Here is a 16,789-nt window from a genome sequence, read left to right as displayed (position 1 = left end):
AGGATTTTTTTAGAACTTTTTAGATTCTTCCATTTTAGTGTATTTCTCGGCTTGTTCTTTAGAGAGCAGTGGCAAAACTTTTTTGTATATCCTTGCAGAGATGGCAGATGCTTTATCTCTTCTTTCATCAGCACTCATGTCTCTGTTTGTATTAAGATTCATAATACTTTCCCTTTCTCCTTCTATGATTTCTTTTATTGCTGCTTTTTGAAAATCGTCAAGAGTAAGTGCTTTGGTAAGATATTCTGTTGATTGTTCTACAAAGTCTACTTTTTCAGGTTTTCTGGAGTCGCGTTTGTATTGGTTTGGGGCAATACGCCTGTCTACCTGTGCGCTTACTTCTGTTGAAAATAAAAATGCAAAAACAATAACTATAAAAGATGCTCTAAGTTTCATAGGTGTTAAATAATAAATTCAAACATACTGAATTTGTGGGAAACAAAAAAGCTAAAGTTTTTAGGCTTTAGCTTCTGTTTATTTAGTTTGACGGTAAATCTGCCGGAACACCATAAAGGTCAAATTCGGTAGCGTCGGTAATTTTTATGTTTACGAACTCACCTGTTTTAAGGTAAGCGACAGAAGCATCAATAAGTACTTCATTGTCTACGTCCGGGCTGTCGAACTCAGTGCGTCCTACAAAGTGAGCTCCTTCCTTACGATCGATGATACAACGGAATGTTTGTCCGATCTTTTCCTGATTCATTTCCCATGAAATCTGCGATTGAATGTCCATGATCTCATTAGCACGTTGTTGTTTAACTTCGGCCGGAACATCATCTTCAAGCAGGTAAGCGTGTGTATTCTCTTCGTGAGAATAGGTAAAGCAGCCAAGACGTTCAAAACGCATTTCTTCCACCCAGTTTTTCAGAATCTGGAAGTCTTCTTCAGTTTCACCCGGATAGCCTACGATAAGCGTAGTCCTGATGGTCATTCCCGGAACCGTTTCTCTAAATTCTTTAAGGAGTTTTGTTGTTTTTTCCTGAGTAGTACCGCGACGCATTGATTTCAATACATTGTCGCTAATATGCTGTAGCGGGATATCTATATAGTTACAGATCTTTGGCTCACGCTTCATCAGTTCAAGAACATCCATAGGGAATCCAGAAGGGAATGCGTAGTGAAGACGTATCCACTCAATACCTTCAACCTTGGCAAGGTTTTCAAGCAGTTCGGCAAGGTTACGTTTTTTATAAAGGTCAAGACCATAGTAAGTAAGGTCCTGAGCGATAAGTATAAGTTCTTTTACGCCATCGCGCGCAAGTCCTTCCGCTTCTTTAACCAGTTTTTCGATTGGCTGTGAAACGTGTTTTCCGCGCATAAGCGGGATGGCACAAAAACTGCACGGACGGTCACAACCTTCAGCGATTTTTAAGTAAGCGTAGTTTTTTGGGGTGGTGGTAAGACGTTCACCCAAAAGTTCATGACGATAGTCGGCGCCAAGGGCTTTTAGAAGTCCCGGTAACTCGGTAGTTCCAAAATACTGGTCTACGTTAGGGATTTCTTTTTCAAGATCCGGTTTGTAACGTTCGCTAAGGCATCCGGTAACAAAAACCTTGTCTACAATACCCTGTTCTTTTTTGTCAACATAATTCAAGATCATGTTTACCGACTCTTCTTTTGCATTGTCAATGAATCCGCAGGTGTTGATTACGATGATGTTACCCTCCTGATCTGCAGGGGCTTCGTGGGTTACATCCTTACCGCTTGCCCTAAGTTGTCCCATCAGCACTTCGCTGTCATAAACGTTCTTAGAACATCCCAGGGTTATTACATTGATTTTATTCTTCTTTAACGATTTGGTTCTCATGTACTTGAAAATTGGAGTGCAAAATTAAGCATTTATTTCTATTTGTGTGGGGTTTAGTCTTCTAAGTTTCGCTTAAGGGTGTTAAAAAAGCCGGCCCTCATGGGAGAACCGGCTTCTTTTCCTTTATATGTAAGATGAAAATTAAAGGTCTATTGTATAAGAAAGCGTTATGTTGTTGTTGGTGCTTTTGATGCGTGCACTGTCGGGGAAAGCTGTTGGAAGCATTTGTGACTGATAACTGCGCTGGTACCATGAGTAAGCAAGGTCAAGTCTTGATATCCCAAAAGAATAACCGATACCTCCGGTAGCACCGTTAAGATCGCCAATTGTTCTGCTTGTTTTATATGGGCTTTCCTCATAGCGGTAACCTGCTCTAAGGCTAAGTTGTTTAATGCGGTATTCTGCACCAACCCTTATCGTGCTGGCAAGATCAAGTGTGCTGCTTAGCTGATCGTTAATAGCACCATAGCCATGGCTTTTGTATTCGGTATTGCTATAATCCTTAAGTGTGTAGTCTACACTTAATAATCCGCTTTTTCCAAAAACATACGCTGCACTTGCAGTCCATTTAGCCGGGTTTTTAATAGTATATCTGTCATAAACGAATACTGTTGCAGGATCAAAGACAAAATTTGAAGCAGTACTGTTTTGGTCGCATTCAGGGCAATAAGAAGCTATTCTTTGCGAAACTTCATTACGTAATGTCATCCAGGTAGGAGACTCGTAAGCTATACCGGCTCTGAAAGCTTCGGTAAACTTGTATATTGCACCAAGATTGAATGAAAAACCGCCTCCGTAAGTGTAACGTTGGTTGTCAAACTGTATTTCCTGCATTCCTGCACCTGAAGTGTTGTTAGTATCTTCGTAAAAGGTGGTGTTTTCGATATAATCGGTAAAATGGGCGTTCAGGTTAATGCCTAAATAAAGACGCTCTTTTAGCTGAGCAGCAAAGTTAAAAGCTACTTTTCCGTTAAAGCCTGATGTGGCAGTATAGTTTTCCTGGTAGTAATTTCCAGTCTGTGGAATGTTGCTTACATATGCCGGTCCGTTCGGATCAGTTCCGGGATTGAAAGCGTAAGCATTGTAGCCTAAATAAGCTTGTTGATCATTATAGCTTAAGTTTTCAAAATAAGCATTATTAAGTGTGTTAAGAGATATGGCTCCTTCATTGCCTACACCGTTAGCGTATCTTAAGAAATATTGGTCTATCGAATTGCGGGTATTAACGCCACGCGAAAAGCTGCGGTTGTAAAAAGAGTTGTTGTTTTCGTAGTTAAAGCCAAGAGTGAATTTGCGTACTGTTGCGGCTTCGTTATTGTTGTTGAATACGAAAATGGCACCAATCTGATTAAGGTCAAAGTTGTTGTAATTCTCCTTTTCGGTATTGCCAAAATAACTGGATTTATTGTTTACATTGTAGGATGACAATGAAGCAGTACCGGAATTATAGTTGAATATTGCAGCTCCGGCAGGGTTGATGGTCATGGCGGAAAGGTCGCCACCTACGGCTCCCATTGCACCGCTCAATCCTCTGAATCGGGCTGTTCCTGTTAGGTTATCTGTAGTGTAACGTACTGCGTTTTCGGCAGTATTTAGTGTTTGCTGAGCTTGCATAATACCTGTAGAAACTAAGCAGGCTGTAAAAAGTAAATATCTTTTCATAACATTGATTTTTAGCTAAAAAATCCCCATGCTCTTTAAACGTAACATGGGGACCTTGTATTGTGTTATCCTCTACGGCCTCCACCGCCACCGCGAGAGCCACCGCCACCGCCGCCACCTGAGCGTCCGCCTCCAAAGCTACCTCCACCGCTGCTGCGTGATGGTGTACTAAAAGTAGGGCTGCTGCTTCTTGTTGGTGCATTGCTTCTTGAAGGAGTGTAAGTATTGTTGCTTCGTGAGGAGTTGTTGTAAGAGTTTCGGCTATTGTTGTAGCTGTTTCTTGAATTTCCTTCACTACGATAAACATTTCCTGATGATCGTACTGTTGCAGAGCCACGAGCAGCTGTATTGAATCGGCTACTGCCATTTACGTTGTTGATACTTCTGCTGCTGTTACCTCTTGAGTAGGCACTGCTTCTGCTGCTATTGTATGCACTTCTGCTGTTTGCGTAAGAGGCTCTTGAACCTGCTCTGCTGCCACTATAGTATTGACCTCTGCTGCCTGCATAATATGCTGTAGAACGTGGGTTGTAGTAATGGCCTCCACCACCGTAGTAGTATCCACCACCATAATATCCGCCGTAGTAAGGGTATCCACCCCAACCCCAGTATGGATTACCCCATCCGTATCCATAGTATGGATAGCCCCAGCCAAGACCCCAGCCCCAGCCGCCTCCCCAACCGAAGGAAAGGCCCCAGCCGCCATAATAGCTTCCGTAGTAAGGGTAACCCCAACCTCCGTAGCCATAGCCTCCATAACCGCCTCCGTAGATATTTACGGTAGTATTGCTGGTTTCTTCACCCCATCCGGGATAAGAGTTGTAGTTGTCGGCATAGCCTTCAGTGCGTACAGTTGTTCCATCAATCGAGTCGTTAGTGCTTTCAGGAAGAGGAAATTCGTTTTGTAATGATTTGAAATAAGCTGAATAGTTCTGGCCTGAATTATCGCCGTCTCTATAATAAGTCACATTGCCGTCATTGTATTTATATACAGGATTACCATTAGCGTCGCGCGGTACAGATCCGTATACGCCATCACTGTCATGCGACGAGGTGTTTTGGTAGGAACTGCAGGAGGTAATAGCCAATCCTAAGATTCCCAATAGGCTGTAAAGGGAAAATCGCTGGATATTGAAGTAATTAGTTTTCATGGCTTTGCTTTTTTTATTGTTGAAGTATTCAAAAATAGTTAGTTTTGCTGAACTATATTATATATATAAAAGTAAAACAATATTTGTGCCAATTTATTTAAAATGAGTAAAAATCTAACTACAAGAGCAGAAGATTATTCCAAATGGTATAATGAACTGGTTGTAAAAGCAGACCTTGCTGAAAATTCAGGGGTTAGGGGATGTATGGTTATCAAACCATACGGCTATGCAATATGGGAAAAAATGCAGGCAGAACTTGATAAGAAGTTCAAAGAAACAGGACACCAAAATGCTTACTTCCCCTTATTTATACCCAAGTCGTATTTCAGCAAAGAGGCAAGCCACGTAGATGGTTTTGCTAAAGAGTGTGCGGTTGTTACTCACTACAGGCTGAAAACAGCCGAAGACGGATCTATAGAAGTAGACCCTGAAGCTAAGCTTGAAGAAGAGCTTATTGTAAGGCCTACATCAGAAACCATTATATGGGATACTTACAGGAAATGGATACAGTCGTACCGTGACCTTCCTATACTTGTTAACCAGTGGGCAAACGTAGTGCGCTGGGAAATGAGAACACGTTTGTTCTTAAGAACTGCCGAATTCCTTTGGCAGGAAGGGCATACGGCTCACGCGACACAGCAGGAAGCTATTGTGGAAGCAGAACAAATGATGAATGTATATGCTGACTTTGCTGAGAACTTTATGGCTATTCCGGTTGTAAAAGGGGTGAAGACAGCTAATGAGCGTTTTGCAGGGGCGTTAGAAACCTATTGTATCGAAGCGCTTATGCAGGATGGTAAAGCGTTACAGGCAGGTACATCGCACTTCCTTGGGCAGAACTTTGCAAAAGCTTTTGATGTGAAGTTTACTAACCAGGAGGGTAAGCAGGATTATGTATGGGCAACATCATGGGGGGTATCTACACGACTTATGGGGGCTCTTGTAATGACGCATTCTGATGATAACGGACTAGTGCTGCCTCCAAACCTTGCCCCAATACAGGTTGTAATTGTGCCGATATACAAAGGTGACGACCAGTTTGCTGCTATTTCGGAAGAAGTAAACAAATTAGTAGCTAAACTGAGAAAATTAAACATTTCGGTTAAGTATGACGACAGGACTACGCAAAAGCCGGGCTGGAAGTTTAATGAATATGAACTGAAAGGTGTGCCGCTTCGTGTGGCCATAGGTCCAAACGATCTTGCTAACGGTACTTTTGAAGTAGCAAGAAGAGATACGCTTACTAAAGAAACTGTAGCTGCTGCCGATGTAGTAACGTATTTACAGGATAAACTGGACGAGATTCAGACTAATCTTTACAATAAGGCGCTGGACTATAGAAACTCACATATAACAGAAGTAAACAGCTTTGAAGAGTTCAAAGATGTGCTTGATAACAAAGGTGGATTTATTGCTGCTCATTGGGATGGTACGCCAGCTACCGAAGAAAAGATAAAAGAACTGACAAAAGCAACAATTCGTTGTATCGCCTTAGATAGGGTAGAAGAAGCGGGAACGTGCATATACACTGGTAATCCGTCAGTTGGAAGAGTTCTTTTTGCGAGAGCATATTAGAAAATAAATTTTTTTTAATTTTTTTTGTTTCAACTCTTGCGGAAGTAAAAAATAGTTGTACATTTGCACCGCATTAGAGAAACAAAATGGCCCGTTCGTCTATCGGTTAGGACGCCAGGTTTTCATCCTGGTAAGGGGGGTTCGATTCCCCCACGGGCTACTGAAATTTTGAGAATACAATGGTCCGTTCGTCTAGGGGTTAGGACGCCAGGTTTTCATCCTGGTAACAGGGGTTCGATTCCCCTACGGACTACAATTACAACATTAACAAGTTTATAAGTTAAGAAAATGGCAAATCACAAGTCAGCATTAAAGAGAATCAGAACTAGCGAAAAGAAAAGAGTGTTGAACAGATATCAGCACAAAACTACTCGTAATGCTATCAAGGCAATACGTTTAGCTACTGTGAAGAGCGAAGCTTCTGCTAAACTTGCATCGGTTATTTCTATGATCGACAAACTAGCGAAGAAAAACATCATTCACTCGAACAAGGCTTCAAACCTTAAGTCAAAATTGACTAAACACGTTGCTTCTCTAGCATAAGCTAAAAAAACAACAATCCAATATAGCAGAGCTCTCCATTAACGTGGAGAGCTTTTCGTTTTGGTGTTAATTCATAATTTTGTTAGATTTGTTTTGAGTTGCGCGGATTGCATCCGAGGGCTTCGTCCGAACTGACTAAGTAAATTCGCGCCATCGGGGGTTAATTACAGCTGCCCGCGCTAGCACCAGTGAGGGAGTCTTCACAATCTTATGAGAACAAATTATAAAATATTAATGCTGTTTCTGTTTTGTGCAGCTTTCAATTCGTGTCATCCTGTTATTCCCGTCGGCGACAAAAATTATCGTAATCTTAAAGATGGTTACGAGCGTATAGATGGGATGATATTTCCTTGCCTTACAAAAAGCAAAATGAAATTAACAATTCCTTCTGACTTTAAAAAGAATAGTGAAAAGACAATAATATATCCTGTACCTGATGATGGTCATTTGAAAATTTCACCTATAAGTAAAATATTTCATTTCGGAGAAGAAGGGATTGAATTGATCCATGAAACCTACACTATGCCTTCCATTATTAAAGATGATCTGTTGGGGAATGAAGCTTATACTTACGAGGTTTATATAGGTTATTATCCTGGTGGACAAATAAAATACTACAAGGTTATTTTATTTGCCAATTTTATATACGAATTAAGAGTAGGGGCCTGGTATCATTTCGATGAAAAGGGAAGGGTTATTAAAAAGATAGCCCATGAAGATTTGTTCAAAACGTCCCTTGCCAAGGTTTTACAAATTCGTAATGATTTCATAAAAGATGAAGTTTTAAACAAAAGAGTATATATACATTTTGAAAATGTTTTAAGAGTTATCGGAGAAGGAGGTGCAGTATGTTCAATTATAAGATACAAGGATTTAAGCGATCATAATTTCAAATCATTAATAATTGATGATGGGAATAATTTTATAAATAGAATGATGGAAGCAGATATTCCGAGGCAGATAAACTCATATAGTCCATACAAGGGTTATTTCGGGTATTATTAAAATGATTAAGCATACAAAAGTTACTACCTATAGCTCGGATATGTAAAAAATATCTCGTGAACGATTGCGCGGATTTACTTCGTCAGTTCGGGCGAAGCTCTCGGGTGTAATCCGTGCCGGTAAAGAGAAGAAAAAGTATTTATATTAGTTAATGTTTATTGAAATAGTTACACGGTTTATAAATCCGCGCCATAGGGTGGGATTAAAATCAGGTATTTCTACGTGGTTTTTGCGTCTAAATAAAAATCATCTTTGCAGATAAACGTGTTGCAAGATGATGTTAGACTACCAAATACCGCCAGCCATGGAACTGAATGCAATTGATGCCGGATTACTTACCGTTACTTTTATTATAGATACCCAATATATACTCACTAATTTCCCTGATGCTGAGTTAAATAAAAAAAGCCCTGTGCGCATCGATGGAAATGCATTTTCAATGTTGGCCGATATGAGATCGGTGGTTACGGGGTACAATACCAGAAACCTTGTTCTGAAAGGGGCAATCGCTGATGTAATTGTTTTCGCAGCAGAACCTAAACATTATATTGCCAGAGAGTGTGTACAATTGTTTTCTGTGAGTCCTATGATTGGAAGGCTCGATATCCAGCCTTTCAATGATGGAATCGAATCCGAAGGGGAGAAACATAAAATACCTGAAGGAAAAAAATTCATGGCTATGATACGCCGTAAAGGCACAGAACAACTGGAGATACGTTTTTCGGTTTATACCTTACAGCCAGATGGTACTTACGGACTTCACGGAATTTTTTACACAGACCAGCTCAAACTCGAAGTGGAATAGTTTTAATGCTCTATGATAGTGTCTGAGCTATCACTTTGGGCAAACTCTTTAATATTTTTTCTTCCGATTAGCAGAATACCAAGTCCTATTAGTGTGGTTGAAGCCATGATAGCCACCATTGGTATCATAGAATCTTTTACCAGTATTCCTACGGCCATAGATGCCAGTGAGCCCATTCCCATTTGCAAAGCGCCCAAAAGTGCCGATGCGCTGCCTGCATTCTTAGAAAATGGTGCAAGTGCTAATCCTGCAGTATTAGGATTGGTTAATCCAAGGCACCCCAGGTAAAGGAACAACATTATTATGGTAGAGTACAATCCTAGCCAGTTGTTTATTGCTGCTATTAAAAAAGCAGTACTTATGATTAATTGCAGTGAAAGTCCTATGTATACTAATTGTTCGCTTTTATACCAGCGCAACAACAATGAGTTGAACTGACTCACGCCTATAAAGCTAACCGACATAAGGGCAAATATCCATCCATAAGTTTCTCCGGATACTTTAAAGATATCCATAAACAGCAGGGGAGAACCTGCTACATAGGTGAACAGACCCGAAAATGCAACGGCGCCCGAAACTGCATAGGTATAAAACTGAGGTGTAGTTAGCACTTTGGCAAAACCTGTTAGTATAGGTTTTGGCTTTAGTGATATTGAGGGGTCGGGTTTGTGGGTATGCGGTACCCCAAAACGGGAGGCAAGCAATACGGCAAATCCCATAATTGCAAGTATAATAAATATGGTATGCCATCCCCATACTGCTATCACATAACTGCCTATGGTAGGTGCAAGCATTGGCGAAAGCCCTAATACAAGCAATAACAGTGAAAATACTTTAGGACTATCTTCAACAGGAAAGAGATCACGTACCATTGCCATTGCGGCTACGGTTGCGGCGCAACTACCAACAGCCTGAATAAAGCGAAGTCCGATAAACATATCTATATTTTTAGTCACGGCACAGCCTAAAGATGCTAACAGGTAAACAGTAAGTCCTATGTATAATGGTTGTTTTCTACCATAGCGGTCTAATAACGGACCATAAAGTAATTGTCCGGCTGATATTCCGATAAAGTAACTGGATAACGATAGTGATACATTATTTACCGTGGTGTTCAGGTCATCGGCAATTGCTGAGAATCCGGGAAGGTACATATCGATAGAAAAAGGACCCAGAGCGGTTAAGAAACCTAATATCAATATGAGTGTAATATATTTTTGTTTGGTCATGATGTTTTCGGAACTTTTTGCAAAGGTAGCTTCTAGGATTGGAATTAATGAAACACAATGTTATTATTAGGGATTTTATAACATAGAAAAAGAAAAGCATCCGCCATGGCGGATGCTTTTGAAGTATTTATTTTTTAGCAAATCCTTTACGGGTCATTTCGCCCCATGTCTTTTTGCCTCTTGCTTTTTCGTAGTAACCTTTTAATGCAGCATATACTGTTATTGGGTGAAAATAGATGGGCTCTATAAAAGCGGCCATCAGCATTTTTGCAAAGTCTGTTCTTTTTCTGTATTTGTGGTAGGTGCGTTCTTCGGTATAGAGTGCCAGTACAGAGAACATCACGGCAAAAGTATAAACAAACAACAGCATCAGTATAAAGTAATGCCAGTTAAGTATACCTAATACCACAAAGGCTACAGTAATAATGATTCCTGCAAATTCAATAAATGGAGCAAGGAATTCAAAAAACGTCCAATACGGAACACTAATCATACCTAAAAGCTTGTACTTAGGATTCATGAACATTTTTTTGTGCAAGAATAGGGTTTCGATGGTACCACGCATCCAACGGCTACGTTGCTTTACAAATATTGATCTTGTTTCAGGAGCCTCCGTCCAGCAAAGAGGATCGGGGATGTAGCTTACGGTATAAGGCATTTTGTTTTCTAGCATATAACGCCTCATACGAACTACAAGCTCCATGTCTTCACCTACGGTTTTAGTATCATAACCCCCAGCCAGTAAAGCGATTTCCTTATCGAAAGCGCCGAAAGCACCACTAATAAGCAGTAGTCCATCGAGATGTCCCCATGCCATACGCCCTAAAAGGAATGCCCTTAAATATTCAAGCACCTGAATTCTTGGCAGCATATTGTCCGGAATGTTTACCTCTACAAGGCGGCCATCACGAATAACACATTGGTTAGCTATACGAACTACACCTCCGGTAGCAATTACTCGTTTGCCATTGCCTTCTAAAAATGGTTTCGAGAGTTTTAGCAGGGAGTCTTTATCCAGTATGCAGTCAACATCAATACAAACCACATAAGGATTACTTGCAATATTTAAGCCTACATTAAGGGCATCGGCCTTACCACCGTTTTCCTTATCTACAACAATCAGTTTTTTAAAAGCTGCATTTTTAGAGGCATAAACTTTACGTATCAGTTTTGTGGGTATCTGCCCGTTGTATCTAAAATTAACAGGTTCCAGTTCGTAACTTTCAATAAGAATTTCCATTGAATTGTCCTTACTGCCATCGTTTACAAGTATTACCTGGTAGTTATTGTAGTTTAGTGAAAGTAGCGAGCGTACATTTTCTTTTATCGTCAGTCCCTCATTATAGGCTGGAGCAATAAGTGAAAGTGCCGGAGCATATTCGCTGGAAAGCAGTACTTCATAATCAACAAAACTATTGCGTTTAAGATAGCTGCGTAATTCTTTAGCCGAAAGGTAAGCCAGTATCAGGTAGGAAGACATGATAAATACGGCATATCCTAAAATCAGGAGAAGATAAATATGTACAAACGCTGATACTTCAGAATTAAAATCGATCATCTCCCTGGTTTTTTGTTGTTAGAAAAAGAAGAAGTTCCTGTGCTTCAAGCTTAATATGTTCGTTAGGTGCATTTTCGGCTAAATCTACTACATAAGGTAATTTGCGCGCCAGCTCCAAGGTATGAATAATCTTTAGCCCAAGGCTGATTACGGTTGTGTTCCCTGAAGTTAGTAATAACTCTATTTCATCATTATCTTCTACATAATTGCGTTTAAAGGCACTTACAATATTTACCTGTTCCCACATATCTATAGGGTCTTTATGGTACACAAGGTGCACAATGCCCTTATTACCATTAAGTTTGGTACAGGCTTTAATAGCGGCAATTTTTATTTCTTTACTTCTTGATTGCGAGAGTTTAACCAGCAGAGGGAAGGCTTTAGTAATTTTCATTTCGGCAAGTTCCTGAATACCGCTGCAAACAATATGCGTTTTACGGTTTTTTAGTTTTGCTAATGAGGTTTCCATCAAACCGGATTCAAAATAAAAAGACTCCAGTATTTTCGCTGATGTACCATCATAATTTTGGTGCATGTTGATGAGGGATTTCATCAGCTGTTTGCGGAAGTGTTTAATTTTAAAGTATTTGCTGTACTCCTGGTCGTTTGCGACAGACGCATAGGAACGTCCTGCAAAAACTACCTGCATAAATATCGTTTCTATAACAGTATTATAGTTGTAATAGTTCTTCCTTCGGGTTATTTTCTCCGATCTGATAACGATTATAAAAAGGAATAGCATACCTGCTACACCTACAAATAGCAAGATAAGCCAAAGCAGAATGGTATCCAGCCATATACCTGATTTGTATGAGTTCCAAATGTGTTCCATTTAAAATCGTTTTGTCAATATTAGCTGGCAGTTAAACCTGTGCCTGTAAGAGCTCGGATAATATTCTTCGTACTCATAGAGAAATACCGGGCGGATAAAAAAGGACTCGCCAAACCTGTGTTGGTATTGTATTCCTGCTCTGTAGGCTCTTAGTGGTTCTGATGTTATACTGTATACTGAACTGTCGTAGATATACAGATAAGGTACTGTGCCATATTGTCCTTCAAGACGAATAAGGTTTTCTTTATCCTCATCATAATGCTGCAGGCTCAATACGTGCGACCATAAATTGTTTTGAATGTCATAGTAGGGCCTGTAAGCAAGCGTATAATTTTGGTATCGGTAGGCTACTTGTCCGGTGGCAAGTTCAACATCGTCATCTTCAAAATGCATATAGCGTCCACCAAGAGAAAAGTCAAACTGCCCCTGAGGAACAAAATAATATTCTGCTCCCAGGCGTATTTTAGGGAAAATGATCTCACCCTGCGACACACCGGCATTGGTGTACAAATAGCTTCGGTTATTGAATTTCTGGTAAAAATCAGCCTCAAGTTGCGCCTCGCCCTTACCATGACGATAACCAAAGTTAGCACGCCCTATAAGCGTAGATTTTGTAAATTTTCTAAGGTACTCAGCATAACCGTAATGGGTAGGGGATTCCCCCGGATCATAAGTCGAAATATTAAGATATGATACCGCAATAGCATTTTTCTTTTTGCGTGAAATGATATTTCTTAATCCGGTTACCCTTTCATTATTGGTGTAATCCGCAGGTAATTGATTGAGAGTTGCAAGCGCTTCTTTGTCCATACCTTTTTTTTCAAGACAGGTAGCTTTGATAATAAGGATGTCTGGATTAGCGGGGTTAAGCGCAAGATATTTGTCACAATAAGTAATGCAGGCATCATAATCATACGACCAGTAGGTCGTGTTAATAATGGCTTCAAGAGCTTCAACATTAGGATTGTTTCTGTCAGTAAGTGGGCGAAGTGTTTTTTTTGCTTTGGCAAAGTCCTTTTTCCAACTGTAAACCCTTCCCTGATATACAATAATGTCTTCATTGCCGGGATAAGCTGCTTCAAGTTTGTCAAGTATATCTATTGCTTCGTTATACTTTTTGCTCTCAGCTTTTTCCCTTACCTGTTTAAATGCCTCATCAATATCCTGAGCAAAGGAAAACTGGCATACGAACAATGTTATGAGCAAAGAAGCTATAATTTTCATCTGTTATTTTCTTTAAGAAGCTTATTAATCCTTACCAGCAATACCGATGGGCTTATGGGTTTCGCCATAAAATCATTGGCACCAATATCAAATGCATCGAGTTCGGTTTGTTCAATACCGGATGATGTAAATATTATTATTGGTGTTTGGCGCCCGAGCGTAATGCGGACATATTGTGTCATTTCCATGCCGCTTATGCCAGGCATGTTAATGTCGGTAAGGATAATATCACAGTCATTATTCTTTATAGCTTCAAGGGCTTCTCGTCCATCAGCAAACTGGTTGACTTCAAAGCCTTTTGATTCTAAAAAGAAAGACAATGACTTTCTTAACAGGTCGTTATCTTCGGCCAGGATTATTTTCATAATAGCAAAAATTGGTTGCAGGAAGACATGTCAATCCTGCTAAAATTGAAGTACGAAATCTAAAAATATGGATTTTATGTCTAAACAGCTAAGTATTTAGCTTTTGTAAGTGCTTAATTTAACAACTGTATCGGTAAGGCCTTTCCTGAGCTTATTCATCTTTTCGTCAGCCTCATCGGTAAAGTTAGTGTCTATAGCCTGCTTTTCTAAAAGAGTAAGATCCTTTAGTAAGTCATCCAGTCTGAATATTGGTAAGCTCGATTTCATGTTATGCGCAATCTTTCTTACTGCATCATAATCTTTGTTATCCACGGCGTTTTCGAGCAAATCAATTTCGTTAGGTACTTTGTTTACAAAAAGAGTAATCATTTCGTTAACAAAATTCTGGTCTTCACAAGACATCTCTAGCAGATAAGACAGGTCAATACCCTTAAATTGTTTAGCAGGTTTTTTATTCATTACCCTGTTAATCTCACCTAATAACTCAACTTGTTTAAAAGGCTTAGGGACATAGCCGTTCATACCAATGTCGAAACATTTTTGCTGTTCGCCTACAAGTGAGTGAGCCGTCATAGCAATGATAGGAATATCCGACTTCAGCTCACAACGAATGTATTCTGTAGTCTGGTAACCATCTTTAACCGGCATCTGTAAATCCATAAGCAACAGATCGTAACGCTTGTTCAGGAACATTTCGATACCCTCTTCACCATTATTAGCAATGTCAAGGTCAAAACCAAACTCGTCTATTACACTTCTTGCAAGTTTCTGATTAAGAATATTATCTTCAAACAGCAATACCGACAAGTGTTTAAGCTTTTTAATAGATTGTTCTGCTTTTTGTACTTTTTTCTCCTGAGTGAAAACTTTATTATAGCTTAGTATGAAATAAAATTCAGATCCTCGGCCAAAGGTACTTTTTACATTGATGACACCATGCTGAAGCTCAACCAGCTGCTTAACAATATTAAGGCCAAGACCAGTACCGCCAAATCGGCGTGTGGTGCTTTCTTCGGCTTGGGTAAAGCGGTCAAAAATAGTTTCAAGCTTATCTTCAGCAATCCCTATTCCGGTATCTTTTACCGAAAACCTCAGGGTGTATGAATTATCATTCTCGGTTATTTTTTTAACCGAAATGGTAATGTCGCCTTCCTGAGTAAACTTAATGGCATTGCTGGTAAGGTTAGTAAGTATCTGATTTAATCTGCCTCTGTCACCCATAACCATATCCGGAAGATCGGCATCAAGGAAAAGATTAAACTCGATGGCATTACTTACTTTTACCTTCATTAGCTCATAAGTATGCTTAAGTGCACTTCTCAAACTAAAAGGTTGCGATTCGATAATTAACTGCCCTGATTCTATTTTTGAAAGGTCAAGGATATCGTTAATTATCAGCATAAGGCTTTCACCTGCTGTCTGTACGTTTTGTATATATTCTTTTTGGGTAGCGTCAAGTTCTGTTTTGCCTATCAGTTCGGTAAACCCGATAATAGCATTTAGCGGAGTACGTATCTCATGGCTCATATTTGCCAGAAAGCTGTCTTTTGCATAAATAGCCAATTCGGCAATTTCTTTTTGCTTATCGAGTTCTGTATTTCTTACTCTGAGTTCTAACTGGCTCATTACATGACGCGCTAAAATCCTAAGGGCATTTTTTTGCTCGTCATTAATGTCCCGCACTATATGGTCAATAGCACAAATGGTACCTATATTATAGCCATCGTGAGTTGTAAGAGGTATACCGGCATAAAAGCGTACTTTAAACCCATCATAAATATTAGGATTATCAATAAGCTTTGGCTCTTTAGTAGCATCGGGCACTACCCACATGTCCGTATCCATTAAGGTATATTGACAAAATGTTGTATCCCTTTCCACTTCTGTAGCTTCAAATCCAACAGTGGCTTTAAACCACTGTCTTCTCTCATCGATAAAAGAAACATGGGCTGCCGGAACATCACAAATGTATGCCACAAGTCGGGCTATATCATCAAATTCCTGTTCCGGAAGAGTGTCAATGATATTATAGCGCCTTAAAGCTACCAGTCTTTCCTTTTCGTTACGAGGTATTGGGAATTTAGTATCAGGCATTTGTAAATTTTAATTTGTTTGGATAAATGGTAACTAAAGACAAAGCTGTAAGGAGCTTGGCGTTGCTTTAGTTTCCATTCAAATATATTAATTAAATAATAAATGAACAAAGTAAAAAAAATACCGCCTGATGTTAAGAAAAATAACCTGATCTATAATAGCGGAGAGAAATAGTATTTAAGTTCTGAATAGCATAAAAAAAAAGCCGGAATATCCGGCTTCATTAACTATTATTTTTTAAGCATCAGTCCGTCAGAGGTCATACGTTCTGAAAGTGCCTTTGCATAACCTTTAAGAAAATCATCTATTGATGATGGGTTGTAAGTTTTAGATTGTGCCGACCATACAAGTTTTTCTGTAGCGGCATCATATACATTGGCTTCAAGGAAATATACTTTATCGTCGGTATAATAACCGGGAGAGTAGAAGTTATCGTAACCATACATATAGTAAGTGCCAAAACCTCCGTAATATGGAACTCCTATAGGATAGTATGGGGTACTTTCCTGCACATATCGGGTTTCATGTTTAGCGTCAATAAGGGCAATGGTCATGATTGCATCGCAACCTTTTTCACGCATTTTTTGAACCACAAGCTCTTTGTCTTTCTTTTCGGCTGTTTTTCTAAAATTAGGAGGCAATACATCCATACTTTTTATTGACGAAACATTTCTGTCCGACAAAAGTTTTGACATGCTGTTTTCCACAGCCTGTTGGGCATATGTATTATCGGTTAAGGCAGCGACAAATACCTTTTTGTAACTTTCGTTTTTTAGATTAGGCTCTTTGTAAGATGCAGTAACAGATGTTGTTGATCCGCAACTAGCCAGAGCAAGAGAAGCTATTGTAAATAGCATGAAGGTTAGTTTTCTCATAACAGTTTTTATTGGTTGTGTTGTAAATGTACTGTTTTTAAAATTATGGAATCTGTTTGAGGAT

General features: G+C 39.5%; 15 protein-coding genes and 2 tRNA genes. 6 read left to right on the top strand and 11 right to left on the bottom strand.

The window, feature by feature from the left end; genetic code table 11:
- Positions 1-9: 9 nt before the first annotated feature.
- The 4 genes from DEU42_RS08140 to DEU42_RS17450 form a co-directional block, all read right to left on the bottom strand.
- Positions 10-396: a hypothetical protein gene (locus tag DEU42_RS08140; protein WP_114757800.1), complete on the bottom strand. Its 387-nt coding sequence runs from the start codon at positions 394-396 to the stop codon at positions 10-12.
- An 82-nt stretch (positions 397-478) separates the two neighbouring features.
- Positions 479-1,807, bottom strand: a complete 1,329-nt coding sequence (gene rimO / locus DEU42_RS08135) for a 30S ribosomal protein S12 methylthiotransferase RimO (protein WP_114757799.1) — start codon at positions 1,805-1,807, stop codon at positions 479-481.
- 141 nt (positions 1,808-1,948) lie between these two features.
- Entirely contained in the window at positions 1,949-3,469 is a 1,521-nt protein-coding gene (locus DEU42_RS08130; protein ID WP_114757798.1) for an OmpP1/FadL family transporter, read from the bottom strand.
- A 65-nt stretch (positions 3,470-3,534) separates the two neighbouring features.
- The gene (locus DEU42_RS17450; protein WP_158537861.1) at positions 3,535-4,620 is read right to left on the bottom strand and encodes a hypothetical protein; all 1,086 of its coding nucleotides are present in this window, start codon (positions 4,618-4,620) and stop codon (positions 3,535-3,537) included.
- Positions 4,621-4,722: 102 nt separating this feature from the next.
- Here DEU42_RS17450 and proS point away from each other — a divergent pair, with 102 nt between their 5' ends.
- The 6 genes from proS (at position 4,723) to DEU42_RS08100 (ending at position 8,548) form a co-directional block, all read left to right on the top strand.
- A complete protein-coding gene (gene proS / locus DEU42_RS08125; RefSeq protein WP_114757797.1) occupies positions 4,723-6,195 on the top strand; it encodes a proline--tRNA ligase in 1,473 nt (490 codons plus the stop codon).
- Positions 6,196-6,283: 88 nt separating this feature from the next.
- Positions 6,284-6,355, top strand: a tRNA-Glu gene (locus DEU42_RS08120).
- 21 nt (positions 6,356-6,376) lie between these two features.
- Positions 6,377-6,448, top strand: a tRNA-Glu gene (locus tag DEU42_RS08115).
- A gap of 35 nt (positions 6,449-6,483) precedes the next feature.
- Positions 6,484-6,738, top strand: coding sequence for a 30S ribosomal protein S20 (gene rpsT, locus DEU42_RS08110; RefSeq protein ID WP_114757796.1), 255 nt, complete (start codon positions 6,484-6,486; stop codon positions 6,736-6,738).
- A 369-nt stretch (positions 6,739-7,107) separates the two neighbouring features.
- Positions 7,108-7,743: a hypothetical protein gene (locus DEU42_RS08105; protein WP_147278083.1), complete on the top strand. Its 636-nt coding sequence runs from the start codon at positions 7,108-7,110 to the stop codon at positions 7,741-7,743.
- Positions 7,744-8,017: 274 nt separating this feature from the next.
- Positions 8,018-8,548, top strand: a complete 531-nt coding sequence (locus DEU42_RS08100; RefSeq protein WP_114757794.1) for an AidA/PixA family protein — start codon at positions 8,018-8,020, stop codon at positions 8,546-8,548.
- 2 nt (positions 8,549-8,550) lie between these two features.
- Here the strand turns inward: DEU42_RS08100 and DEU42_RS08095 are convergent, their stop codons facing one another.
- The 7 genes from DEU42_RS08095 to DEU42_RS08065 all read right to left on the bottom strand — a co-directional run bounded on the left by DEU42_RS08095 (position 8,551) and on the right by DEU42_RS08065 (position 16,725).
- Positions 8,551-9,777 (bottom strand): multidrug effflux MFS transporter, encoded by a 1,227-nt coding sequence (locus tag DEU42_RS08095; RefSeq protein ID WP_114757793.1) that lies wholly within the window; start codon positions 9,775-9,777, stop codon positions 8,551-8,553.
- Positions 9,778-9,904: 127 nt separating this feature from the next.
- Positions 9,905-11,335: a glycosyltransferase family 2 protein gene (locus DEU42_RS08090; RefSeq protein ID WP_114757792.1), complete on the bottom strand. Its 1,431-nt coding sequence runs from the start codon at positions 11,333-11,335 to the stop codon at positions 9,905-9,907.
- Positions 11,322-12,167 carry a HEAT repeat domain-containing protein gene (locus tag DEU42_RS08085; protein ID WP_114757791.1) on the bottom strand — a complete coding sequence of 282 codons (846 nt, stop codon included), beginning with the start codon at positions 12,165-12,167 and terminating at the stop codon, positions 11,322-11,324. Before DEU42_RS08085 ends, DEU42_RS08090 begins: the two co-directional genes overlap by 14 nt.
- Complete coding sequence (locus DEU42_RS08080) at positions 12,168-13,391, bottom strand: YaiO family outer membrane beta-barrel protein (RefSeq protein ID WP_114757790.1); 1,224 nt, start codon at positions 13,389-13,391, stop codon at positions 12,168-12,170.
- Entirely contained in the window at positions 13,388-13,756 is a 369-nt protein-coding gene (locus tag DEU42_RS08075) for a response regulator transcription factor (protein WP_114757789.1), read from the bottom strand. Before DEU42_RS08075 ends, DEU42_RS08080 begins: the two co-directional genes overlap by 4 nt.
- A 96-nt stretch (positions 13,757-13,852) precedes the next feature.
- Positions 13,853-15,850, bottom strand: a complete 1,998-nt coding sequence (locus DEU42_RS08070; protein WP_114757788.1) for a GAF domain-containing hybrid sensor histidine kinase/response regulator — start codon at positions 15,848-15,850, stop codon at positions 13,853-13,855.
- Between the two features lie 230 nt (positions 15,851-16,080).
- Positions 16,081-16,725: a hypothetical protein gene (locus tag DEU42_RS08065; RefSeq protein WP_114757787.1), complete on the bottom strand. Its 645-nt coding sequence runs from the start codon at positions 16,723-16,725 to the stop codon at positions 16,081-16,083.
- Positions 16,726-16,789 lie beyond the last annotated feature (64 nt).

The organism is Flavobacterium sp. AG291 (assembly GCF_003350375.1).
GTDB classification, from domain to species: domain Bacteria; phylum Bacteroidota; class Bacteroidia; order Flavobacteriales; family Flavobacteriaceae; genus Flavobacterium; species Flavobacterium suzhouense.
Note: the sequence above shows the minus strand (reverse complement) of the source record. Positions and strands in the feature narration are given on the sequence as shown.